This is a genomic window from Corallococcus sp. AB045 (assembly GCF_003668895.1).
Taxonomy (GTDB): Bacteria; Myxococcota; Myxococcia; order Myxococcales; family Myxococcaceae; genus Corallococcus; species Corallococcus coralloides.
In genome coordinates this window covers 1-23,167 of sequence record NZ_RAWN01000122.1, presented here as the reverse complement: position 1 = coordinate 23,167, position 23,167 = coordinate 1, and the positions used below count along the sequence as shown (strand labels likewise).

General features: G+C 70.4%; 19 protein-coding genes. 9 read left to right on the top strand and 10 right to left on the bottom strand.

Annotation, left to right across the window (positions count from 1 at the left end):
* The first annotated feature begins 90 nt into the window (after window positions 1–90).
* On the top strand, window positions 91–489 hold the full coding sequence (locus D7Y21_RS26050; RefSeq protein ID WP_014399320.1) for a RidA family protein: 399 nt from the start codon (window positions 91–93) through the stop codon (window positions 487–489).
* Window positions 490–495: 6 nt separating this feature from the next.
* Here D7Y21_RS26050 and D7Y21_RS26045 read toward each other — a convergent pair whose 3' ends face one another.
* Window positions 496–867 (bottom strand): hypothetical protein, encoded by a 372-nt coding sequence (locus D7Y21_RS26045; RefSeq protein WP_120617439.1) that lies wholly within the window; start codon window positions 865–867, stop codon window positions 496–498.
* A gap of 75 nt (window positions 868–942) precedes the next feature.
* Window positions 943–2,088, bottom strand: a complete 1,146-nt coding sequence (locus tag D7Y21_RS26040; protein WP_147469375.1) for a hypothetical protein — start codon at window positions 2,086–2,088, stop codon at window positions 943–945.
* Between the two features lie 141 nt (window positions 2,089–2,229).
* Here D7Y21_RS26040 and D7Y21_RS26035 point away from each other — a divergent pair, with 141 nt between their 5' ends.
* Window positions 2,230–3,135 carry a helix-hairpin-helix domain-containing protein gene (locus D7Y21_RS26035; protein ID WP_120567391.1) on the top strand — a complete coding sequence of 302 codons (906 nt, stop codon included), beginning with the start codon at window positions 2,230–2,232 and terminating at the stop codon, window positions 3,133–3,135.
* 308 nt (window positions 3,136–3,443) lie between these two features.
* Here D7Y21_RS26035 and D7Y21_RS26030 read toward each other — a convergent pair whose 3' ends face one another.
* The gene (locus tag D7Y21_RS26030; RefSeq protein WP_120567392.1) at window positions 3,444–3,872 is read right to left on the bottom strand and encodes a T6SS immunity protein Tdi1 domain-containing protein; all 429 of its coding nucleotides are present in this window, start codon (window positions 3,870–3,872) and stop codon (window positions 3,444–3,446) included.
* A 322-nt stretch (window positions 3,873–4,194) separates the two neighbouring features.
* Window positions 4,195–6,369, bottom strand: a complete 2,175-nt coding sequence (locus tag D7Y21_RS26025; protein WP_233612282.1) for a kelch repeat-containing protein — start codon at window positions 6,367–6,369, stop codon at window positions 4,195–4,197.
* A 137-nt stretch (window positions 6,370–6,506) separates the two neighbouring features.
* Here D7Y21_RS26025 and D7Y21_RS26020 point away from each other — a divergent pair, with 137 nt between their 5' ends.
* Window positions 6,507–7,424 carry an MBL fold metallo-hydrolase gene (locus D7Y21_RS26020; protein ID WP_121716371.1) on the top strand — a complete coding sequence of 306 codons (918 nt, stop codon included), beginning with the start codon at window positions 6,507–6,509 and terminating at the stop codon, window positions 7,422–7,424.
* A gap of 4 nt (window positions 7,425–7,428) precedes the next feature.
* On the opposite strand, the gene D7Y21_RS26015 is transcribed toward D7Y21_RS26020, so the two are convergent.
* Genes D7Y21_RS26015 through D7Y21_RS26005 form a run of 3 tightly spaced genes read right to left on the bottom strand, consistent with a single transcriptional unit; the run spans window position 7,429 to window position 10,044 of the window.
* Entirely contained in the window at window positions 7,429–8,223 is a 795-nt protein-coding gene (locus D7Y21_RS26015) for an ABC transporter permease (RefSeq protein ID WP_120567470.1), read from the bottom strand.
* 7 nt (window positions 8,224–8,230) lie between these two features.
* Window positions 8,231–9,037 carry an ABC-2 family transporter protein gene (locus D7Y21_RS26010; RefSeq protein WP_121716369.1) on the bottom strand — a complete coding sequence of 269 codons (807 nt, stop codon included), beginning with the start codon at window positions 9,035–9,037 and terminating at the stop codon, window positions 8,231–8,233.
* Window positions 9,034–10,044 (bottom strand): ATP-binding cassette domain-containing protein, encoded by a 1,011-nt coding sequence (locus D7Y21_RS26005; protein WP_121716367.1) that lies wholly within the window; start codon window positions 10,042–10,044, stop codon window positions 9,034–9,036. Before D7Y21_RS26005 ends, D7Y21_RS26010 begins: the two co-directional genes overlap by 4 nt.
* Window positions 10,045–10,102: 58 nt before the next feature.
* Between D7Y21_RS26005 and D7Y21_RS26000 the strand changes: the two genes are divergently transcribed.
* Window positions 10,103–11,284 (top strand): small ribosomal subunit Rsm22 family protein, encoded by a 1,182-nt coding sequence (locus D7Y21_RS26000; RefSeq protein ID WP_121716365.1) that lies wholly within the window; start codon window positions 10,103–10,105, stop codon window positions 11,282–11,284.
* Between the two features lie 316 nt (window positions 11,285–11,600).
* Window positions 11,601–12,566 (top strand): prolyl aminopeptidase, encoded by a 966-nt coding sequence (gene pip, locus D7Y21_RS25995; protein ID WP_120567397.1) that lies wholly within the window; start codon window positions 11,601–11,603, stop codon window positions 12,564–12,566.
* A gap of 63 nt (window positions 12,567–12,629) precedes the next feature.
* On the opposite strand, the gene D7Y21_RS25990 is transcribed toward pip, so the two are convergent.
* Window positions 12,630–14,027: a M20/M25/M40 family metallo-hydrolase gene (locus tag D7Y21_RS25990; RefSeq protein WP_199724638.1), complete on the bottom strand. Its 1,398-nt coding sequence runs from the start codon at window positions 14,025–14,027 to the stop codon at window positions 12,630–12,632.
* A gap of 82 nt (window positions 14,028–14,109) precedes the next feature.
* Here D7Y21_RS25990 and D7Y21_RS25985 point away from each other — a divergent pair, with 82 nt between their 5' ends.
* The 3 genes from D7Y21_RS25985 to D7Y21_RS25975 all read left to right on the top strand — a co-directional run bounded on the left by D7Y21_RS25985 (window position 14,110) and on the right by D7Y21_RS25975 (window position 17,731).
* Window positions 14,110–14,484 carry a response regulator gene (locus D7Y21_RS25985; protein WP_014399331.1) on the top strand — a complete coding sequence of 125 codons (375 nt, stop codon included), beginning with the start codon at window positions 14,110–14,112 and terminating at the stop codon, window positions 14,482–14,484.
* A 16-nt stretch (window positions 14,485–14,500) separates the two neighbouring features.
* Window positions 14,501–15,883: a TIGR02266 family protein gene (locus tag D7Y21_RS25980; RefSeq protein WP_121716363.1), complete on the top strand. Its 1,383-nt coding sequence runs from the start codon at window positions 14,501–14,503 to the stop codon at window positions 15,881–15,883.
* Between the two features lie 243 nt (window positions 15,884–16,126).
* A complete protein-coding gene (locus tag D7Y21_RS25975) occupies window positions 16,127–17,731 on the top strand; it encodes an ATP-binding protein (protein WP_120567400.1) in 1,605 nt (534 codons plus the stop codon).
* Window position 17,732: 1 nt separating this feature from the next.
* Here the strand turns inward: D7Y21_RS25975 and D7Y21_RS25970 are convergent, their stop codons facing one another.
* Entirely contained in the window at window positions 17,733–18,869 is a 1,137-nt protein-coding gene (locus tag D7Y21_RS25970) for a class I SAM-dependent RNA methyltransferase (RefSeq protein ID WP_121716361.1), read from the bottom strand.
* Window positions 18,866–21,466: a response regulator gene (locus D7Y21_RS25965; protein WP_121716359.1), complete on the bottom strand. Its 2,601-nt coding sequence runs from the start codon at window positions 21,464–21,466 to the stop codon at window positions 18,866–18,868. Before D7Y21_RS25965 ends, D7Y21_RS25970 begins: the two co-directional genes overlap by 4 nt.
* A 405-nt stretch (window positions 21,467–21,871) precedes the next feature.
* On the opposite strand from D7Y21_RS25965, the gene D7Y21_RS25960 reads away from it, so the two are divergent.
* Window positions 21,872–22,909 carry a fatty acid desaturase family protein gene (locus tag D7Y21_RS25960; RefSeq protein WP_233591999.1) on the top strand — a complete coding sequence of 346 codons (1,038 nt, stop codon included), beginning with the start codon at window positions 21,872–21,874 and terminating at the stop codon, window positions 22,907–22,909.
* The last annotated feature ends 258 nt before the right edge of the window (window positions 22,910–23,167 follow it).

The window sequence follows — 23,167 nt, the reverse complement described above, 5'->3', positions numbered from 1 at the left end:
TCCTTGCAGCTGTGCAAGCAGCGCCTGGAGGTCCGGCCGGGCTCCGGCCCTCCGGGGCAGCCCTCCCTCAGGCCCACATCGGAGCACGCCATGCAGCGCATCCTCCATGCCACCGGCACCCCCTGGGAGCCCCGGGTGGGCTACTCGCGGGCGGTGCGCACGGGCCCCTTCGTGTCCGTCTCCGGCACCACCGCCACGGACGCGGACGGCCAGCTCGTGGGTGAAGGGGACGCATACCGGCAGGCGGCCCAGGCGCTCTCCAACATCCGCGCCGCGTTGGAGGCGGTGGGCGCCCGGCTGGAGGACGTGGTGCGCACGCGCATGTACGTCACCGACATCTCGCGCTGGGAGGAGATTGGCCGCGCCCACGGTGAGGTGTTCGCGGCCATCCGCCCCGCCACCTCCATGGTGGAGGTGAAGGCGCTCATCGACCCGCGGATGCTGGTGGAAATCGAAGCGGACGCGGTGGTGGCATCCGCCCTGCCCTGACGGCCCCTACGCCTCGGGGGGTGGACCCGAAAGCAACGGCATCACGTCCACGGCGTCGCACGGGAAGATCGCCATGTGCGGATGATTTTCGAACATCTTCGCCGCGGCTTCATGCGACGGCGCGCGCACGACGACAAAAACGGTCAGCTCGTTCACGACGTCCGCCACGCCCTCCAGCGACGTCCGCTTGGTTTTGCCGAGCGGGCCGCCCTCGTAGACGATGGCGTCCCGGTACTTCTCCTCCCAGGCCTTCAGGGCGGCGAAGCCTTCCTGGTCCTTCGCGCGCTTCTCGTCCTCGGACATCGCATACCAGGCCCGCCAGCGCGGGCTCGTCTTGTTGCTGAGGAAGACCGCGAGATAGGTGCCGTCCGTGCTCATGCGTGCGCCTCCCTTTGCGCTTGTGCGTGAGCCCCCCGGGCCGCACGCGGGGAGACAATATCCCCATCCGGGCGCCTAGAAGTCGGGGGTGACGTCGGTGGGCACGTCGTCCGGCGCGCCGGGGTTGCCGGGCTCGGGCGTCACGGCGTCGCCGGTGCCTTCCGGAGGCGTCACGTCGCCGCGCAGCTCCACCGCGGGACAGGCCTGGAAGCTGCCCACGCGGCTGCCGGCCACCTCCGTGCAGTTCTCCGGGCGGCCCGAGTCCGAGCACTGGAGGAGGACGCGGTAGACCTCCTTCTCCTGCTTGTCCCAGCAGGCGCTGCCCACGTAGTAGGTGTTCGCCGCGATGTCGCCGCCCCAGGCGCGCACGTCCACGCGTCCGCCGGAGCCGGGGATGTGGCGCACGGTGGAGAGCACCTTCTCCTTCGCGGAGGTCGCGGTGCCGGGCAGGTTGTACGGGCCGAGCACTCGCACACGGGTGACGCCGGTGGCTTCAATCTTGTGGCCCACGAAGGCGCCGGTGACGGCGTCGTGCATGGCGGGGTTCGGGGTGAAGTTGGCCAGCCGGTACGCCAGCGACTTGCTGCCCTTGCCGAAGTGGGCGAACGACATCATCAGCTTGCCCTGGCCCGCGTAGGACGGGGCCACCGCCTTGAGGTTGTCCAGGGAGATGGCCAGCGTGCCCCGGCCGCGGTGCGCCTCACCGTCGCGCCTGAGCGCGCCCGCGGCGATGACCTTGTAGGCGACGTCGTCCGCGCTGTTCAGCGGACGGGCCTCCAGCTTCCACTGGTAGCGCCCACCCGCGCCCTTGCGGATGGCGAGCTTGAAGGTGGCGTTGGCGCGGTCGGTGGGGCCGTACACCAGCACGTCGCCGGGCTGCTCGTTGGCGGCCTGCTTCGCCAGGTCCGCGATGGGCACCAGCGCCTGACGGAGCGTGTCGTTGAGCGCCTTCACCTCCAGGCGGGCGCCCTCCAGCATCGCGGCGCCCTGGCCGTCGAGCGAGGCCTCCACCTGCATCAGGTCCTGGGCCACGAGCGCGGCGCCGTCCTGCGCGAGCGCATCCGTGTTGATCTCCAGCGACGTGCCCGCGAAGTCCGGCAGGGACTCCAACGCCTCCTGATCATCCACCCCGCCGCACGCCGTCGAAAGCACCAGGGCCGCACCCACCGCCAACGTCTTGTTCCAGCGCATCGTCATCCTCCAGGTCGAACAGGTTCGCATGACTGCCTGCTGTTCCTTCCAACCCGGCGGCCCCGGTGCGGTTGCGGGGCGGGGAATTTTTCCCGCGAAGGGCCGCCATGTGCGCGGGTGTCGGCCCGCGGGGTGGTCGCCCTCCCGGGGAGCCCCTACCTTTCAGGAACCATGGGCGTCGAATGGAAGAGCAACATCGACATCGCGGACGCGCTGGAGCGGGTGGCGGACCTGCTGGAGACGCAGGACGCGATGCCCTTCCGGGTGGGGGCCTATCGCAAGGCGGCGGCGACCATCGCGAACTGGCCGGACTCCGTGGCGCAGGTGCTGGCCGCGGAGGGCGAGGCGGGCCTGCGGGCGTTGCCCGGCGTGGGCAAGAGCATCGCGGGGACGGTCGCGGAGCTGGTGCGCACGGGACACGTGGGGCTGCTCGAACGGCTGGAAGGTGAGGCTTCCCCCGAGAGCCTGCTCGCCAGCGTTCCTGGTATCGGACCGGAGCTGGCCAGGCGCATCCATGAAGCGTTGGACATCTCCACGCTGGAGGCGCTGGAGCTGGCCGCGCACGACGGGCGCCTGGAGCGGGTGGAGGGTTTCGGCCCCCGGCGCGCGGAGCAGGTGCGCGAGGTGCTGGCGGCGCGGCTGGGGCGCAACCGGCGCGAGCGCGAGCGGGCGCGCTCTCACGGGGGCGAGGACGGGCCGCGCCCGTCGGTGGCGCTGCTGCTGCGAGTGGACGCGGACTACCGGCGCAGGGCGGAGGCCGGGGAGCTGCGTCGCATCGCGCCCAAGCGCTTCAACCCATCCGGCGAGGCCTGGCTGCCGGTGATGCGCGAGCACGTGGACGACTGGAACTTCCGCGCGCTGTTCTCCAACACGGCGCTGGCGCACCAGCAGGACGCCACGGATGACTGGGTGGTCCTCTACTACGACCAGGACGACGTGGAAGGCCAGTACACCGTGGTGACCTCCCACGTCGGCCCGCTCCATGGCAGACGCGTGGTGCGCGGGCGCGAGGACGAATGCCTCGCGTACTACTCCCGCAGGGATGCGGCGCACGAAGCACCGCACGCGGGGGCGTAAACCACGTCCACGGCAAGACGAGTCGTATCGAGAGCACGGCGTCTCACGCGCCATGCCACTGGATGGGCACTCTGCCTAAATGCGACGGAATTCGGCACCCATCTCGCCCGTCTCATGGTCCGCAATACTCAGCTGACGATGCTCACACTGATTGGGCGACACTGACGGCACGCTATGACCCCAGTCAGGAAGGCTGCTTCGGCACGCACGAAGCCAGCGGACCACGCACGAGCGCTCAACGGCTACAATGGCATTCAGAGCAAGGTTGTGTTCGTGCCTGGGCCCTGTTTGCAAAGGCCGAAGCGTCTCTAGCCGCCTTGGGCCTGGCGGTGTAGCTGCCCCTGGATGGACATGTAGACGAGTCGGGAGAACACGCGGATGTTCTCGGAGCCTAGGGAGCCACCGAAGATCGGCGGCACCTGATACCCGTAGCACTCGTCAGGCTGCGGGCGGACCTCTTTGTTCCAGAGGAGCTCGGCCATCTGCGCCATCAGCAATTCCCGCCCCTGCTCCGACTTGAGCAGTGCCTCGAACTCTTTGAGGGAGGGCGCGACGGTTTTGAGGTTGCCCTCAAGTGCATCAAGTAGCTGGACCTCCCCACTCGGCCGGAGCAAGAAGGCGTCGCCGAAGAGAGTCGCGGCCAGCGGGTAGCAGGGGCCATCGACGAGCCACGCCCAGTCAGCCAGAAGTCTCTGCCACTCCTCCCGGGGGGGTTCCACGAACAGCGGAAAGGACATTCCGCCATTCTAGCTGGGCGCGAAGCCAGGCGGCGAGTCGCGGACCGGAAGTCACAGCCACAGCCGAATGACGGCGTGCACAACCATGGCGAGGTAGCACTGGCCGCGCTTCTCCTAGCGGGTGGCCAACCGGCGGCTTCTGTGGCGGCAGCAAGGGAGCAAGCCGCTCCCACTCGGCGTCAGTCAGGTCTTTGCGGCCCATGCCTCGGGAACAACCGGGCCGCCTCGACCTATCTGCAAACAGGACCTAGAAGATTCAAGGGCTGGCGCTCCGCGCGACACGGGGCAGGCGTTGCATGAGCCCGCCCCGTGCGCCGCCGACTCACGGCGCCGGTGAGTACACGTCCACGGCCGCGCGCGCGCCGCCGCTTCCACTGCCACCCGCGACCAGCACGCGGCCGGAGGGCAGCAGGGCCAGGCCGTGGTGCGTGTTGCGCGTGGACTGGACGCCCGCGAGCGTCCACGCGTTCATCGCAACGTCATACACCTCCGCCGAGTCGAGCACGCCCAACCCCGAGCCACCCTCCCCCGTCACCACCAGCACGCGGCCCGTGGACAGCGTCGTGGCGTGCGGCAGGTAGCGCGGCATGTTCATGGACGCCACGGTCCTCCAGGTACCTTGCACCACGTCGTAGAGCTCCGCCGAGCGCAGCGGTCCATCCACGCCCCAGCCGCCCGCCACCAGCACCTGGCTGCCATTGGCCAGCGGCACCGCGATGTGGCCGTAGCGAGCCACCGCCATGGACGCCGTGGGCCGCCACGTGCCCGTGGACGGATTGAACAGCTCCGCGCTCGCGGTGATGGCGTCCGCCCCGGTGGAGCTGCCGCCCATCACCAGCACCTCGCCCGAAGGCAGCGGCACGGCCGCGTGGTACGTGCGCGCGTGTGCCATGGAGTTCGTGGGGCTCCAGGTGCCCGTGGCCGGGTTGAACAGCTCCGCGCTGGCGAGCGTGGAGGAGGTGCTCGCGCCCGACGCGCCGCCCGCCACCAGCACCTGGCCGGAGCCCGGGAGCAGCGTCGCGGTGTGACGGGCTCGTCCCGTCCCCAGGTCTCCCATCTGCGTCCAGGTCCCCGTGGCCGGCGCGTACACCTCCGTGGCGGACAGCCAGGTGGAGGCGTCCCGCTGCCCGCCGCTCACCAGCACGCGGCCGTCATTCAGGGGCGTGGCCGAGTGCAGGAAGCGCGCGGTGCGCAGCGAGCCGGTGTCCTGCCAGCTGTTCGTCGCCTCGTCGTACAGCACGGCGCTCACGAGCGCCGCGCCCGAGGAGGACGCCCCGCCCGCCACCAGCACGTCGCCCGTGTTCAAGCGGGTGGCGCTGAGCTGCGAGCGCGCGGAGCCCAGGCTCGCGGCCGTGCTCCACGGCAGGGCGGACGGGCGGTAGCGCTCCGCGGTCGCACTGAGCGAACCCACCTGGGGCACGCCGCCCAGCACGAGGACCTCTCCCGACGGGAGCAGCGCGGCGGCGTGGCTGATGCGGCGCGAGGACATCGTCGCCGTCGCCGTCCAGACACCGGTGGCCGGAGTGTAGAGCGCGGCGCTGTCCAGGTAGGGCTGGCCGCCCGTGGAACCGCCCGCCACCAGCACCTGCCCGGAGGTGAGCAGCGTCGCGGTGTGGAAGACGGACTGGGACGGCAGCAGGCCCTGGGGCGTCCAGGTGCCGGTGCCCGGGTCGAACAACTCGGACGTGTTCGTGGCGAGGCTGCCCGCGAAGCCGCCCGCCACCAGCACCTGCCCGGACAGCAGCAGCGTCGCCGTGTGCCCCGTGCGCTGCGTGACCATGCGGCCCACCGCCGTCCACTCACCCGTCGCGGGGTCATAGCGCTCCGCCGTCGCGAGCACGTTCCCGTTGGCGCTGTCCCGGCCGCCCGTCACCAGCACCTTCCCATCCGGCAGCAGCGTCGCCGCATGGCCCAGGCGGGCCGCGCTCATCCGGCCGGTGACGGACCAGGAGTGGGTCGCGGGGGAATAGATCATCACGCTGGACAGCGCGTTGCCAAAGCCGCTGTCGCCGCCCACCACCAGCACCCGGCCGTCGGGGAGCAGCGTCGCGGTGTGCTGGGAGCGGGGCAGGTCCAGTCCCGTCGCGGCGGACCAGCTGTTGGTGTCCGGGGCGAAGAGCTCCGCGCCGGCCGAGGCCAGCACGGAGGTGCCTCCGCCCACCACCAGCACCTTGCCGGAGGCCAGCAGCGTGGCGGTGTGGCGCTGGCGGCTCGTGGCCATGGCGCCCAGCGAGAACCAGCGGCCGGTGCGCGGATCATACAGCTCCGCGGCGGACGTGCCCCCGCCCGCGACGAGCACATAACCATTGCGCAGCAGGGTGGCCGTGGCATCCACGCGCACGGAGGCCATGGTGCCGGCGCTGCCCCACGAAGACGCGTCCAGGCGCGAGGTGGAGGTGGAGGGAGCGTCAATGAAAGACGGGGCTTCGGGGGCACAGGCTGTCGCGCACGCAAGCGCGAGCGCGGCCAGCAGGCCGTGAAAACGGATACGGATCATCGAGGGGGACTTCCTTCACTTCATGGGGATGCGGCTCTCACCGCATGGGGGGGGCGGCCCCTTAACCCAGACGAAGGGAAGACAACAGCGGAATTCCTATCAATCATCATCCGCGGGTATCATCGGGATTCATGAGAATGATTCTCGCCGCCGCGCTGGCCTCCCTCCTGTGTGGCTGTGGCGCGACCCAGCCCGTCGTCGAAACCCACTACCGCTCCCACTCCCTCCAGGAGCAGGGCGACCTCCGGGTCGGCGAATACATCTCCTCCCAGTGGTCACTCCAGACCGCGTCCTATTGGATTGAAGGTCCGGAGGGCCTGGTCCTCATCGACACGCAATTGCTGCCCTCCGCGCTGCGCAAGGAGCTGGCGTTCGCGAGGGACGTCACCGGCAAGGAGGCGAAGCTCGCCATCGTCCTCCACGCGAATCCAGAGAGCTTCAACGGCACGGCCCTGCTCAAGGAGTTGGGCGTTCCAGTCGTCACCTCCGGCCCGGTGCGCGAGCGCATCCCCGCGGTCCACGAGAAGTGGGCGCCCTCCCTCTTCAAGCAGTACTGGAACGGCCGCTATCCCCGGGAGCTCGTGCTGGCGGACAGCTTCGGTGACAGCACCCGGGAGCTGAGCGCGGCGGGCCTCACGCTGAAGGCCCACGTCCTGGGTGCGGGCTCCAGCGCGGCCCACGTCGTCGTGGAATGGGAGGGCCACCTCTTCACCGGAGACCTCGTCGCGCGGGACACGCACACCTGGTTTGAAGGCGGCGACACCACCGAGTGGCTCCAGCGCCTGGATGAGTTACGCGCCTTGAAGCCGAAGTGGATCCACCCGGGGCGTGGCCTGCCCGGCGGGCCGGAGCTGCTGGACGCGCAGACCGCCTACGTCCAGGCCGTGCGCGAGGAGGTGACCCGCGAGCGGCGCTCGCAGCACCCCAGCGCGGATCCGCTCGCCGCGGTGGAGGCGAAGCTGAAGGAGCGCTACCCCGGCTACGCCCACGCGAAGCTCCTGCCCCATGTAGTCCGCGCGGAGTGGGCCCGGCAGGCGCCCCGGCCCCGGCCCTGAGGCTTCAGCTGCTCGCGGACGTGTAGTGGCGGATGGACATCAGCCACACCCACCGCGCCATCGCCGCGAACGCCACCGCGCCCACCACCGCGCCCACGAGCCACGTCCACGGCAGCCGGCCCAGCAGCGCGAGCGCGGGGAAGGTGGTCATCAGCGCCAGCGGGATGATGAAGGTGAACACCCACGCCAGCGAGCCCCGGAACACCGAGGACGGCCACCGGGCCGCGTCGAAGATGGACGTGAACAGGTACGTGAGGTTGTCCACCTTCACCACGAAGAAGGCCGCGCTCACCACGAGGATCCACATCGAGTAGAGGATGAGCATGCTCGTCCCGAGCAACACCAGCGACGCGAACACGCCCGGCAGCGACGGCCAGCGCCCCAGTGAGATGAACGCGTAGACGAACAGCCCCACGCCGGACAGCACGTTCACCGCGCGCCACGGCAGGAAGCGCTGCGTGGACACCAGGAACTGCGCGTCCGCGGGCTTGAGCAGCACGAAGTCCAGCGTGCCCTTGCGGATGTGCTCCACCATGCCCGTGAGGCTGGGGCTGATGGCGCCCTCCAGCACGCCCTGGAGCAGCGTGAACCAGCCCACCACCAGCAGCGACTCCTGGAACGTCCATCCCTCGATGCTGGGCCGCGTGCCGAAGACGACGAACAGCGGCGCCAGCGCGGTGAACGTCCACGCGAGTGAAGTCAGCCCCTCCGCCAGGAAGTCCGCGCGGTACTGCAACGCCAGCAACCCGGAGGCCTTCAACTGCACGCCCAACAGGCGCAGGTAGCGCTTCGCGTTCACCACCGCCCTACCCTCCGAACGCCGCGAAGCGCGCCAGGCCCCGCCGCCAGACAGCCATGGACACCACGCCCAGGCCCAGCACCCACGTCCACTGCGCGGCCAGCAGCGCCCACGCCTCCTTCGTCGCGTGCGCCCCCGTCATCAGCTCCACCGGCAGCCCCATCTGGTAGCGGAACGGCAGCCACTCCATGACCGTGCGCACGCCGGGCGGGAAGAACTCCACCGGGAACATGTACCCGGAGCAGACGAAGAACAGCACCATGTAGACTTCCATCAGCTTCTGGCTGCTCTCCAGGAACAGGCTCAGCGTGCCCAGCAGCACGTTCAGATAGAACGTGATGAGCCACGCGCCCACGATGCCCAGCGCGAACAGCCCCCAGCCGCCCAGCGACGTGGGCACGGCGTGCTCGGTGCCCGCCGCCCACAGGCTGATGCCCAGCACGGGCAGGACGATGGCGACGCGCAGCGGGATGCCCGCCAGCACCTCCGTCGCGTACGACAGCAGCGGGGAGATGGGCCGCAAGAGCCGCATCGCCAGCGTGCCCTGCTTCACCTCGTAGCTGACCAGCCACGCCACCCAGGAGCTGGTCATCTGCCGCACGCAGAAGGCCGCGAGGAAATAGCCCGTGAACTCCGCCTGCCCGAAGCGGCCCACCGGCCCGCCGCGCGCCACCGCCGACCACAGGGCCAGCATGATGAGCGGCATGGTGGTGGCCAGCACCCAGATGATCATCTCCGCGCGGTAGGCCACCGCCTCGGAGAAGCCGATGCGCAGCATCGTGGGCAGCGCCTTGAGGGCCGTGCGCAGGCTCACGCCGTCACCGCCTCCCGGGCGGCCTCCGCCCGGCGGGCCTTGCCCTCCTGGAACAGCTCGCTCATCACCTCTTCCAGGGGCGCGTTCTCCACCGTCAGGTCCGTCACCGGCAGCGTGGACAGCGCGCGGCCCACCGTGGCGTTCACCGCGTCCTGCTGCACCTGGAGCACCGCGGAGCCCGGCTCGTGCGACACCACCTTGCCCAGCGCCGTCAACAGGGCCGCGTCCACCGGCTGGCCCAGCCGAAGCACCACGCGCTTCTCCGGGCGCACGCGCTGCACCAGCGCGTCCAGGCTGCCGTCGTAGGACAGCTGCCCCTTGTCGATGACGATGACGCGCGGACAGAGCGCCGCCACGTCGTCCATGTAGTGACTGGTCAGGATGAGCGTGGCGCCCGTCTGCTCGTTGTAGGCCTTGATGAACGCGCGCATCGTCACCTGCATGGACACGTCCAGGCCGATGGTGGGCTCGTCCAGGAAGAGCACCCGGGGGCGGTGGATGAGGGCCGCGGCCAGCTCGCACTTCATCCGCTCCCCCAGGCTGAGCTGCCGCGTGGGCTTGCCGATGAGGTCCCCCAGCTCCAGGAGCGACACCAGCTCATCCAGCGTCTGCTTGTACTGGAGGCGGGGCACGTCGTAGATGGCGCGGTTGAGTTCGAACGTCTCCGACGGCGGCAAATCCCACAGGAGCTGCTGCTTCTGCCCCATCACCAGCATGATCTTCTTGAGGAACGCCTCTTCGCGCAGCCGGGGCACGTGGCCATCCACGGTGACTTCACCCTCGGACGGGTGGAGCAGGCCGGCGAGCACCTTGAGCGTCGTCGTCTTGCCCGCGCCGTTGGGGCCCAGGAAGCCCACGCGCTCCCCGGGCTTGATGCCGAAGGAGATACCGTCCACTGCCTTGACGGTCGTGTAGCTACGGTGGACGAGCGAGCGCAGGGCCGCCTTCAGGCCAGGCGGGCGCTTGTGGACCTGATAGTGCTTGCGCAGTCCGCGGACGGAAATCATGGCGGGATGGGTTTAACGCGGTCGCCTCCGGGTGGCGACCCCTGATGTGAAGGCAACGATGAGCAACGCATACAGCAAGGACCTGGAGCGATGGCTGCCCCGGCTCATCTCCGTGTGGCGCGCGTCCCGGGGTCGAGAGGACGGGCCGGAAGGCCGCCTCACGCCGCAGGAGGTCAAGGAGGTGGGCGCGGGCGTGAAGCAGCTGTCCCACGGCCTCACCCGCGAGCGCCAGCTGGCCGGCGCCCGGTACATGGACGACCCGCGCCTCCTGGGCGCCTACCTCCTCTTCTACTGGCCGGTGTCCTACGCCCAGGCGCGCCAGGTGCTGGGCGAGCTGCCGAACCGCCCCCGGCAGGTGCTGGACCTGGGCAGCGGCCCGGGCCCCGTGGCCTTCGCGGCCATGGACGCGGGCGCCAGTGAAGTGACCGCGGCGGACCGCAGCAAGCCGGCGCTGAACCTGGCACGCGAGCTGGCCACCGAGGCCGGCGAGGCCATGGCCACGCGCGAGTGGGATCCGCTGAAGAAGAACGCCACGCTGCCGGAGGGCCAGTACGACCTCATCACGATGGGGCACGTCGTGAATGAGCTGTACGGCGCGACGGACGAAGCGCTGAAGCCGCGCGCGGCGCTGCTGGAGTCGGTGCTCGCGAAGGTGAAGAAGGGCGGCAGCCTGCTGGTGATGGAGCCCGCGCTGCGCGAGACGAGCCGCAACCTGCTCAAGGTGCGCGACCTGATGGTGGAGCGCGGCTACGCCATCCGCGCGCCGTGCATGTATCGCGGCGCGTGCCCCGCGCTGGTGAAGGAGACGGACTGGTGCCACGCCGAGCGCGCGTGGCCCATGCCCCGCGTGGTGGAGGAGCTGGCGCGCGTGGCGGGCTTCCACAAGGAATCGCTCAAGATGAGCTACCTGCTGCTGGCGCCCAAGGGCGAGCCATGGCCGGAGCCGCCGCCGGGCCGGCTGTTCCGCATCGTCAGCGAGTCGCTGGAGGGCAAGGGCCGCCAGCGCTACATCGGCTGCGGGCCGGAGGGGCGCGTGGGCCTGGCGATGCAGGAGCGCCACCGCTCGGAGAAGAACGAGAAGTTCTTCCACCTCCAGCGCGGAGACGTCATCGAGGCGACGGACCTGGAGACGAAGGGCGACGGCTTCGCGCTCGGGGAGAACGCCGAGGTGCGCATGGTGGCCCAGGCCGGACGCGGCGTGCCTCCCGCGCCCAAGCCGCCGGAACCTCCGAAGCCCTGAGCGGAGATGACCAGGGCACGGCGGCCACTCCGTAGAGGGATTGCAGTCCCTTCCCCCGGAGGCCCCGTGCCCCGCAGTCGCTTCACGCTGCTCGTCCCCTCTCCTCCGGCGCGGCCCACGCGGACGACAAGGCCTGGCCGCTCCGGCGTGAAATTTTCCAGGAGCGTGATGGCGGCACGCATCAGCGCGGCACCACCGTCGAAGGAGGACCGTGGCGACTCGTTCTCGGGCTGACGTGGTATTTCTGAACGGCTCGCCCCGGGGGCGCCGTCTGTTGTTAGGTTGCGCGGCACCTCATTCCCAAGGAAGGAACCCCGTGCCCGCACCCACGCCGCTGCGCACGCTCTATCCCCCCATCGAGCCCTACCGCACCGGCCAGCTGAAGGTCACCGGGGGCCACTCGCTGTACTTCGAGGAGAGCGGCAACCCGAAGGGCAAGCCCGCGGTGTTCGTGCACGGTGGCCCGGGCGGCGGCACCGACCCGAAGCAGCGCCGCTTCTTCGACCCCAGCGTGTACCGCATCATCCTCTTTGATCAGCGCGGCTGTGGCCGCAGCACGCCGCACGCCAGCCTGGAGCAGAACACCACCTGGGACCTGGTGGCGGACATGGAGCGGCTGCGCGAGCACCTGGACCTGGAGCGCTGGATGCTCTTCGGCGGCTCGTGGGGCAGCACCCTGTCGCTCGCGTACGCGGAGGCCCACCCGGAGCGCGTCACGGAGCTGGTGCTGCGCGGCATCTTCCTGTTGCGCAAGCAGGAGATCGACTGGTTCTACCAGCGCGGCGCGGGCGCGATGTTCCCGGACGCGTGGGAGCAATTCCTCGCGCCCATCCCCGAGGACGAGCGCGGCGACCTGCTCCAGGCCTACGCGAAGCGGCTGATGGGCGACGACAAGCATTCGCAGCAGGAGGCCGCGAAGGCGTGGAGCGTGTGGGAGGGCCGCACCAGCTGCCTGTACCCCAACGCGGAGCTCATCGCGCGCAACGCGGGCGACGACTTCGCCATCGCCTTCGCGCGCATCGAGTGCCACTACTTCCTCAACCGGGGCTTCCTGCGCACGGACACCCAGCTGCTGGACGACGTGCACCGCATCCGCCACATCCCCGCCGTCATCGTGCAGGGCCGCTATGACGTCGTGTGCCCGCCGGAGAGCGCGTGGGCCCTGCACCGCGCGTGGCCGGAGGCCCAGTTCGTGATGGTGCCGGACGCGGGCCACTCCGCCAACGAGCCCGGCAACACCTCCGCCCTCATCGAGGCCACGGACCGCTTCCGCGGCCTGTAGCGCACGCGGCCACGGGCCCTCCAGGCTCGTGGCCACGTCCTCGCGGCACGACGCCACTCCCGCTCAGCCGCGAGGGCTCAGCGACTTCGCCAGCTCCTCATAGAGGTGGATGGCGGAGCGGATGGCCTTCTCCCAGTCGCCCAGGTGCAGGCTCTCGTTCTCCGAGTGGGCGTACGTGTACGGATCCTCCACGCCGATGAGCAGCGCGGGCACGCCGCCCAGCTCCTTCGCGAACGGCTCCACGAACGGAATGGATCCACCGCACCCGATGGTGACCGGCTTCTTCGCGTAGCCCTTCTCCAGCGCGCGGAACGCCGCCTGGAACGCCGGGTGCGACGAATCCGTGTACCACCAGCCGGACGCCTGGTCCTCGCGGATCTCCAGCTCCAGGCCCCACGGACACACCTTCTTCAGGTGCGCCACCAGCCGGCGCTGCACGTCCTCCGGATCCATGTCCGGCACCACGCGGATGCCCACGCGCGCCCACGCGGACTCCACGACGATGTTGCGCGCGTCCTTGCGGCTGCTGGCCTGGATGGCGTTGATGGCCAGGCTCGGCTGGCGCCAGTTCGTCTCCCAGGGGTGCCGCCCACCGCCCAACATCTGCACGCCCTCGCGCAGGCCCACCTGCTCGCGGAAGGTCGCGTCGTCACCGGGCAGCGCCTGGATGCTCTGGCGCTCCGCGTCCGTCAGCGGCTTCACCTGCTCCATCACGCCCTCAATCGCGATGGAGCCATCCGCGTGCGTCAGCGACGCCAGCATCCGGCACAGCGCCATCGCCGGATCCGGAATGGGCCCGCCCCACATGCCGGAGTGCACCGCCTGATGCAGCCCCCGCACCTCCACGTCCACCGTCACCAGCCCGCGCAGCGCCGTGGTGATGGACGGCAGGCCCGTGTCGAAGTTCGTCGTGTCCGTCAACACGATGGCGTCCGCCGCCACCAGCTTCGCGTGCTTCTGGAGAAATGCACCCAGGTGGTCACTGCCCGCCTCCTCCTCGCCCTCGATGATGACCTTCACATTGAGTGGGAGTTGGCCGGTGCTCTTGAGCCATGCGTCCACGGCGGAGGTGTGCACGACGATGCCCGCCTTGTCGTCCGCCGCGCCGCGTCCGTACAGGCGGCCGTCGCGCTCCTCGGGCTCGAAGGGCGGGCTCTTCCAGGCCGCTTCGTCTCCCGCGGGCTGCACGTCGTGGTGCGCGTAGAGGAGGAGCGTGGGGCGGCCCGGCGCCTTGAGCACCTCGCCATAGACATACGGATGCGCGCCCTCGATTTCGAGCAACTGAACGTTTTCAAATCCACGGTCCTTCAACAGGGCCGCGGTGGCCTCCGCGCTCTTGCGCACGAGGCCCGCGTCGAACCCGGGAAAGGACACACTGGGAATGCGTACGAGGGCCTTGAGGTCCTCCAGGTACGCGGCCTTGTGGGATTCGAAATGGGACAGCGCGGGATTGGTGGACATGCCCACCCCTTAACCCAAAAGGCGAGCAGGCACGTGGGATGCGCGCGCCCAAACGTCGCGCGTCTTATGTATCCTGCCACCCATGCCTGGACTACCTACCCTGCTGTTGGTGGATGACGACAGCTTCGTGCGCCGCATCCTCAAGGACGTCATCGCGGACACGGGGATCGACCTGCGGCTGCTGGAGGCCGCGGACGGGGAGGAAGGGCTGGCGCTGGCGGAGAAGGAGCAGCCGGCGGTGATGTTCCTGGACCTCTTCATGCCGAAGAAGAGCGGGCTGGAGGTGCTGGGCGCCATCAAGAGTGTTTCGCCGGAGACGCGCGTCCTGGTCATCAGCAGCATGGACGCGGAGCCGGTGGTGGAGCAGGCCATCGCCGCGGGGGCGATGGGCTTCGTGGGCAAGCCCTTCCATCCCCTGGAGATCGCCGCCGCCGTACGCCAGGCGCTCGCGTCCTGATTCCACCGAGGTCCCCGTGTCGTCATCCGTTGTCGGTTACTGGGTGGGAGATTCGCTCGGCCGCGTGCTGGGCCCCCTCCAGCTGCAAGCCTTCCGCGACCTCATCTCCTCGGGTCGCCTGAAGACGGCCGTGCGCGCGTCGCGCGACGGCACGAACTGGGTCGCGCTCCAGGAGCTCCCGGAGGTGCGCGACCTGTTCACCACCGCGGCGCCCACGTCCTCCCTCGAAAACCAGCAGGCCGAGCGCCTGCGCAACCAGCTGCGCGGCCTGCTGCACCTGCCGCCGCACGAGGTGTTCGGGCTCAAGCCGCAGGCGTCGCTCGATGAGTTCCGGCTCGCCTTCTTCCGCATGGCGAAGCGCTTCTCACCGGAGCACCTGTCGCCGGATCTTCATCCGGAGCTGCGCAAGGTCTCCGTTGAGATCTTCGACTTCCTCTCGCGGCGGATCCGCGAGGCGGAGACGCTCTTCCTCCAGGGCGCGATGCATCCGCCCGCGCCCCCGCCGCCCCGGGTGGACATGAGCGGCACGATGCCCTCCGCGCCGCTGCCGCTGAGCGGAACCGCGGTGCCCGCGCGTCCGCCACCGGTGATGACGCCGCAGGCCGCCGCGATTCCGCCGACGCCTGTTCCGGGTTCCCTCACGCGTCCGGTGGCCGCCGCGATTCCACCGACGCCCGCGCCGGGCAGCATGACGCGTCCGGTGGCCGCCTCCATTCCGCCCACGCCCGCGCCGGGCAGCATGACGCGCCCGGTGGCCGCCTCCATTCCGCCCACGCCCGCGCCGGGCAGCATGACGCGTCCGGTGGCCGCCTCCATTCCGCCCACGCCCGCGCCGGGCAGCATGACGCGTCCGGTGGCCGCCTCCATTCCGCCCACGCCCGCGCCGGGCAGCATGACGCGTCCGGTGGTTCCGCCCGCGCCGCCCCGGCCGCCTCCGGTGATGACTCCCACGACGCGTCCGGTGACGCCGCCGCAGCCCACGCCGGCTCCCGCGCCGCCGCCGCCCGCGCCCGTCCGGCGCCCCATGGCCGCCCCCGCGCCCTCGTATTCGAGCGCCGAGTTCGTGGGCCTGGAGCGCCGGTCGGATGACCGGCTCCACGCGGACGTGAAGGTGTCGATGAAGAACACGGGCATCTTCACCGACCACCGCATCATCAACCTGTCGTCGGGCGGCCTGTTCATCGGCACGGACCGACCGCTGCGGCTGGGGACGCAGGTGGAGCTGACCCTGCGCTTCGATGATCCGGAGCGCGTGATGACCCTGCGCAGCTCCGTCATCTGGGAGAACTCCCTGGACGACGGCAAGAACCCCCGCGGCTACGGATTGCGCCTGAGCTCGCTGCGCGCGGAAGAGCGGGACTTCATCCAGCAGTACGTCCGCCGCCCCAAGAAGCCCTGACAGGTTCCCGGGCGGGTGGCTTTCGCTCGGGGATCAGAACAACTGGCCCAGGAAGACCGCGCTCATCGCCACGAAGGCGACCCACACGACCATGACGGACTTCAACTCCAGGTCCCGGCGGTCCAACTCGTTCGCGAAGTTCATGGTGTTTCCTCCAGTGCTCAACGCCTTCATCCCTTCCTACGGCGCACCCGCGCGGCGATTGCCTCCGGGCCGCCGTTCCCCTGGAACGAAAGGGCGGCGATGAGCGTCTCCGGCCCGCCCGGCACGCTGGATGGCCTGCTGCCCGCGCTGCCGGTGCCGCTGTTCGTGATTCGCGGCGACCGGCTGGTGTTCACCAACACCGCGCTGCGCACGCTGCTGGGCCTGCGAGAGGACGAACTGCCGTCGCTGCTGGAGCTCGCCGCGCACTTCGGGCCGGAGGAGCGCTCCTGGGTGGAGCCCCTGTGCGAAGCGCTGATGCGCGGCGAGCAGCCCACCCCGGTGCGGCCCGCCTGGGTGCGCGTGCGCGGCGCGGACGGAAGCCAGCACGTGCTGTCGCCTGTCACCGCGCCGGGCCGCGTGCCGGAGGAGCAGCTCGTGCTGCTGCTGGACGCGGAGGGCGGGGACGCGGTGCGCACGCTGTCCACCATGCTGGTGGCCACCGCGGCGGAGCTCCTGCGCTGCCGCGATGAGGGCGCGGTGCTGGAGCTGGCGGTGGACTCCCTGCACCGCCAGGGCTTCTACGTCTCCGTGATGCTGCTGGAGGGGGACTTCCTGCGCCACGGGCCCATGCGCCAGGAGGCGGAGAGCCTGGCCGCGGCGTCGCGGCTGTACGGGCAGGACGTGCACGCGGTGCGCTTCCCTCGCTCGGGGATGCCGCACCTGGAAGAGGTGCTCACGAGCCGCAGGGCGGTGTTCCATCCGGACGCGTTCAGCATGGCGCGGCGGCTGCACTCACCGGAGGTGGCGGACACCATCCAGCGCATCTACCCGCCGGGCTCACGCGCGCTGGACGCGCCCATCTTCGTGGGGGACGAGCCCTTTGGCGTGCTGGCGGTTCAGTCCACCACGCTGACGCCCGCGAACGCGGGAGCGCTGGAGCTGTTCGCGCAGTTGATTGGCGGCGCGCTGGAGAACGTGCGGCACCACCGCGCGGCGGAGGCGCGGCTCGCGGAGGTGTCCCGCCTGCAGAACGAGCTCATCGCCAGCGAGCGGCTGACGGCGCTGGGCGAGGCGGCGGGCGTCGTGGCCCATGAGGTCCGCAACCCCCTGGGCGCCATCCTCAACACGGTGGCGGTGCTCAAGCGCGAACCCCGCCTGGGGCCCGCGGGCGCCTCCGCGGTGGAGATGCTGGAGGAGGAGGCCATCCGGCTGGAGGACATCGTGCGCGACCTGCTGGACGCGGTGCGCCCGCTGGAGCCCCGGCCGCGCCCCGTGTCGCTGGGCGAGCTGGTGCACCGCGCGCTCGCGCAGCTGCTCCACGGCCGGGAGGAGCTGCCCAAGCCGCGCGTGGCGTTCGACGAGGCGCCGGACGTGCCGGAGCTGTCCGGAGACGAGACGCTGTTGCAGCTGGCCGTCACGCACCTGATGCGCAACGCCATCCAGGCCTCGCCGCGCGGAGGCACGGTGCGCGTGGAGGTGCGCCGCGTGCCGGAGGGTGTCTCGCTGAGCGCGGAGGACGAGGGCCCGGGCATCGCCGGGTTGGATCCGCAGCGCGTCTTCGAGCCCTTCTTCCTCACCCGCGCCAACGGCCGCGGCCTGGGCCTGGCCATCGTGCGGCGCGTGGTGCTCGCGCACGGAGGCAAGGTGCGCGCGGGCGCGCGTCCCGAGGGCGGCGCGCGCTTCGAGCTGGTGCTGCCGCTCTAGCTCAAGCGCCCGATAGCACCAGCAGACAGCGCAGGCCGCCGTTCTTCACCGGGAGCTGCCGCGCGCCCTTCAGCCCCAGCGTCGCCACCAGCTTCGGATCCTCGGGGACGATGAGCGCCTTGCGCCAGTCGCGGAACGCGCCGTTCAACGTCGCGCCCAGCGCGCGGTAGAGGTCCGGCAGGTCCTCCGTTTCGCCCACGCGCTTGCCGTAGGGCGGGTTGGCCACCACGAGCCCGGGGGCGTCCGGCGGGGCCTTCAGCGTGCGCAGGTCATGCCGCTCCAGCGTGAGCGTCACGCCCGCGCGTCTGGCATTGCGCCGCGCCGTGCCCAGCGCCCCCGCGTTGAGGTCGTATCCGCGCATGGGCGCGCGAGGCTCCGCCAGCCCCTCGGCTTCCGCTTCCGCGCGGCGGTGCGCCCAGGCGGCCTTGTCGAAGGACGGGAAGGACTGGAACGCGAACGTGCGCAGCAGGCCCGGCGCGCGGCGCTGGGACAGCCAGGCGCCCTCCACCAGGAACGTGCCCGAGCCGCACATCGGATCCACCAGCGGCACGTCCCCCGCGTAGCCCGCGAGCCGGAGGATGCCCGCGGCCAGCGTCTCGCGCAGGGGCGCGCGCCCCACCTCCTGCCGGTAGCCACGCTGGTACAGGGGAGAACCGGACGTGTCCACGCTCACCGTCCAGCGCTCTCCTTCGCCGCGCACCAGCAGCGTGAGCCCCGGCCCCCCACCCTCCTCGTCCAGGTGTCCCGCGACCGTCACCTCGCACGGGTCCCAGGCCACGGCCGCGGACTCCAGCACCACGGCCGGCCCCGGGGCCACGGAGCGGTGCAGGGTCACCGACAGCCGCAGCGGCACCTTGCCGTCCCAGACGCCCGCCATGGGCAGCGCTTGCAGCCCCTGCACCAGCGCGTCCGCGGTGGGCGCCATGAACGTGCCCAGGCGCAGGAGCACGCGGCTCGCGGTGCGCAGGTGCAGGTTCGCCGTCTGGTGCAGGCCCACCGGGCCCTCGCACTCGATGCCGCCCTCCGCGCGCCGGAAGGACAGCCCCCGCTCGCGCGCCTCTGATTCCAGCGCGGGCTCCAGGCCCGGCAGCGTGGACACGTAGATGGTTTCGCCCGTCCGGGCCCGAGCGTCCGTCACGCCGACCGCGTCCGTGCGGAGGAACCCGCGTCCATGGCGGCCTGCTCCAGCGCGCGCTCCATCTGGTTCAGGTCATACGGCTTGGGCAGCAGCACCACACGCTCCAGCGCCTGGCCGTCCTCCGCCGCCACCGCGCGCGAGTCTCCGGAGGCAATGATGATTCGCAGGGCTGGATACAGCCGTACGGCCTCGCGCGCCAGCACCACGCCGGACTTGCCCGGCAGCGTCACGTCCGTGAAGAGCAGGTCGAAGGGCTCCTTCGCCAGCGCCTCGCTCGCCGCCTCCGCGCTCTCCACCGCGAGCACGGTGTGCCCCAGGTCCGTCATCAGCTCGGACGCGGACTCGCGGATGTCCGCGTCGTCCTCCACCAGGAGGATGCGCAGCGCGCCCTTCGACGGCGCCTCGGCGGGCGCGGGCGTGGGCGCGCGGTACGGCTTCGCCGCCAGCCGCTGTTCGCGTCCGCGCAGGAGCGCGCGGATCTTCCGCGCCAGGTCCTCGCGCCGGTACGGCTTGGACAAGAGGCTCACGCCGGGGTCCAACCGGCCGCCGTGCACGATGGCGTTCTCCGTGTAACCGGACGTGAAGAGCACCTCGAGGTCCGGCAGGTGCGCCTTCGCCTGCCGCGCCAGCTCCGGGCTGCGCACCGGCCCCGGCATCACCACGTCCGTGAAGAGCAGGTCCACCGGCAGGCCGCTCTGGATGACCGCGAGCGCGCTCTGGCCGTCGTGCGCCTTGAGCACGCGATAGCCCAGCTCCGTGAGCACCTCCACCACCGTGGCGCGCACCGCGGCGTCGTCCTCCACCACGAGGATGGTCTCCGTGCCGCCCTCCACCTGCCCCGGTCCAGGCTCCGCCGGCTGCACCGCCGCCTGGAAGGTGCGCGGCAGGTAGATCTTGATGGACGTGCCGTGGCCCAGCTCGCTGTAGATTTTGACGTGGCCGCCGGACTGCTTCACGAAGCCATACACCATGCTCAGCCCCAGGCCCGTGCCGCGCCCTTCCGGCTTCGTGGTGAAGAACGGCTCGAACGCGCGCTCCATCACCTCCTGCGTCATGCCGGAGCCCGTGTCGGAGATGGCCAGCAGCACGTACTGCCCCGCCGTCACCTCCTGGTGCAGCATCGCGTAGTGGTCATCCAGCATCGCGTTGCCCGCTTCGATGGTCAGCTTGCCCCGGCCGTCCATGGCGTCGCGCGCGTTGATGGCCAGGTTGAGGATGACGTTCTCCAACTGGTTGCGGTCCACGGACGTGTTCCACAGCCCGCCCGCGATGACCGTCTCCACCTCCACGTCCTCGCCCAGGGCGCGGCGCAACAGGTCGTCCATGTCGCGCACCAGCCGGCCCAGGTTGAGCGCCGTGGGCGCCAGGGGCTGCCTGCGCGCGAACGCGAGCAGCTGCGACGCCAGCCGCGCCCCGCGCTCCACCGCGCCCAGCGCCGTCTCCAGGCGCCGCTGCGCGCGCGAGTCACCCACCGTGTCGCGCTGGAGCAGCTGGAGATTCCCGCTCACCACCTGGAGCAGGTTGTTGAAGTCATGCGCCACGCCGCCGGTGAGCTTGCCCACCGCCTCCATCTTCTGCGCCTGGAGCAGCGCGGCCTCCGCCTGCCGGCGCTCTGCCTCGCTCTCCTCCAGCGCCCGCGTGCGCTCGCGCACCAGCACCTCCAGATGGTCGCGGTGGCGCGCGAGCTCGTCCTCCGCCCGCTTCTGCGCCGTCATGTCGTGGCCCTGGACGAAGATGCCGGAGACGCTGCCGTCCGCTTCGATGACGGGCTGGTAGACGAAGTCCAGGAAGGCCTCCACCAGCGGCCCCCCGGGCTCGCGCTGCAGGTGCAGCCCCATGTTGTGCCCGACGAAGGGCTCGCCCGTCGTGAACACCCGGTCCAAGAGCTCGAAGAAGCCCTGCCCGGCCACCTCCGGCAGGGCCTCCCGCACCGTCTTGCCCAGCAGGTCCCGGTGTCCCACGAGCTGGAGGTAGGAGCGGTTGGCCAGCTCGAACACGTGCTCGGGCCCCTTCAGCGAACACATGAAGCCCGGCGCCTGTTCGAACAGGCGCCGCAGGTGCCGGCGCTCGTCGTCCAGCACCCGGTTGGCCTCCTGCACCGCCTGCGCGCGCGCGAGCACCCCGCCCATCAACTGCGTCCGGGGCCCTCCGTCCTGTGACACCTCCGCGTCACGCACGGCCTGCTTGAGCTGATGAAGCTCCGTCACGTCCATCGTGTGCTGGAGGATGAAGGCCACCTCGCCCCGCCCGTCCAGGAGGGGCGTGTGCGTGGCGCTCCAGTAGCGCTCCTCCACCACGACGCCCGCGTCCGTCTGGCGGGGCACCCGGTAGGGAATGATGGCCAGCGTGTCCGGCACCCGCTCCGTCAGCACGCGGAAGAACGAGTCGCGCAGCATCCGTGAGCTGGCGTTGTTCGGGTCGTCCGGGTCGTGCGGGAACGCCTCGAAGAGGGTGCGCCCGACCAGGTTCTCCAGCCGGCTGGCGGTCACCCGCAGGTAGGCCGTGTTCGCCGTGACGTACCGGAGCTCCCGGTCCACCAGCATGTAGGGATTGGGCGACAGCTCGAAGAGCTTCTGGAAGTCGAAGGGTGCCTGCATCCATTCAAGGGGAGGTCCAGCAACCTCCCCGCCTTTCCTGGGGCCGCCGCGAATGCGGAAAGGGGTTCCCGTCCAGTGTACGGACATCCCCCTCCATCGCACCCGCCAAAAGGCCTGGGGCCCCCGTCTTCACGAACGCCAGGCCTCCCCGGGGGCAGCCTTCTGGGCACCACTCAACACAAGCCGCTCCCAGCCACCCATTGGACCCGCCACATCCGTCCGGGCTGTAAGATTGAGCGGGTCTTTCAGACCTCATAATTACCATGGTATGAGACTATTACCGCCAAGGCGGTGTAGTCCCACATGAACCGGGGTGTGCGGCAGGGGGTCGCCTTGGACGGGGGAGGAAACGACCTCCCGGCCTTCCGCCAGAGCGCTCGCACCCGGCAGGAGGTCTGTCCCCAGATGCTTGCCGTTCCAGAACCGTTGTCGCTGGATGACTCGGAAGCGGTCACCTCCCGTGCGTTTGACCGTCGTGCCTTGACGGCGTCGGTGAGGGAGCTGTCGTTGGTGACCAACGCGCGCGGCCTGTGGGCGGTGGCGCGCCAATGGCTCATCATCGCGCTGTCGGTGGCGTTCGTGGTGCAGGTGGACCGGTGGTGGGCGTGGGTGCTGGCCGCGGTGGTCATCTCCTCGCGGCAGCACGCGCTCCTGAGCCTGGTGCACGAAGCCTCGCACTACCACCTGCTCACCAACCGCAAGACCAATGACGTGCTGGCGGACCTGCTGTGCGCGTTCCCCATGAACATCACCACGGAGGGCTACCGCAAGGAGCACGCGGAGCATCACCGCTACGTCAACACGGAGAAGGACCCGTACTGGCGCACGGCGCAGCGCGACCACGCGTGGATGTTCCCTCGCACGCGCTGGGGCACTGCGCTGGTGCTGCTGGGGGACATGGTGGGCATCTTCACCCTGTCCCATTTGCGCATCATGATTCCCTGGTCCTATACGGGCCGCGCGCTGGGCAAGGGCGGCTCGCCGCCGTCCCGCGCGGAGCACCTCCGCTACGCGCTGTGGCTGACCGGCTTCATCACCTTCCTCACGCTCACGGGCGGCTGGCTCCACTACCTGCTCCTGTGGTCCATCCCGTCGCTGACGCTGATGATGATGGCCTTCCGCATCCGCGCGGTGGTGGAGCACCCCTTCACCCCCGCCACCCCGGATGAGACGCACGAGACGCGGGACGTGGAGGCGGCCACCTGGTTCGAGCGCTTCTTCATCGCGCCCTTCAACGCCAGCTACCACCTGTCCCATCACCTCTTCCCGTCCGTGCCCTACTACCACCTGCCCGCGCTGCACGAGCGGCTCAAGCAGACGGACCTGTACCGTCCCGGGGAGAACCACTTCCAGACGTACCTGGGCGGGGAGAAGAGCGCGTGGAACTTCCTCACGTCGCTGGGCCGGAAGAATGGACGTGATACATTGCCTGTGAATGATTGAAGCTGGATGCATCACGGCCTGACTGGCTTTCCCCTGGAGGCGCCCCCGTGGCGCCTCCAGGCGTGGGAAGCGCCCGCACGTCCCAGCCGTCACCAGGCGCATTTCGCTCTGAAGCCAGACGCTCGCCACCCCGCAGATACAGCGGCCTGGCGTCCTCGCGACGTGCCGAAATAGCCCACCCCGAGGCTTGAACACAGACGAAGTTTCGCGGTGTTTCTTTGCCTGCGATTCGCCAGGTCCCCCCTCCCCCTGTCTCTT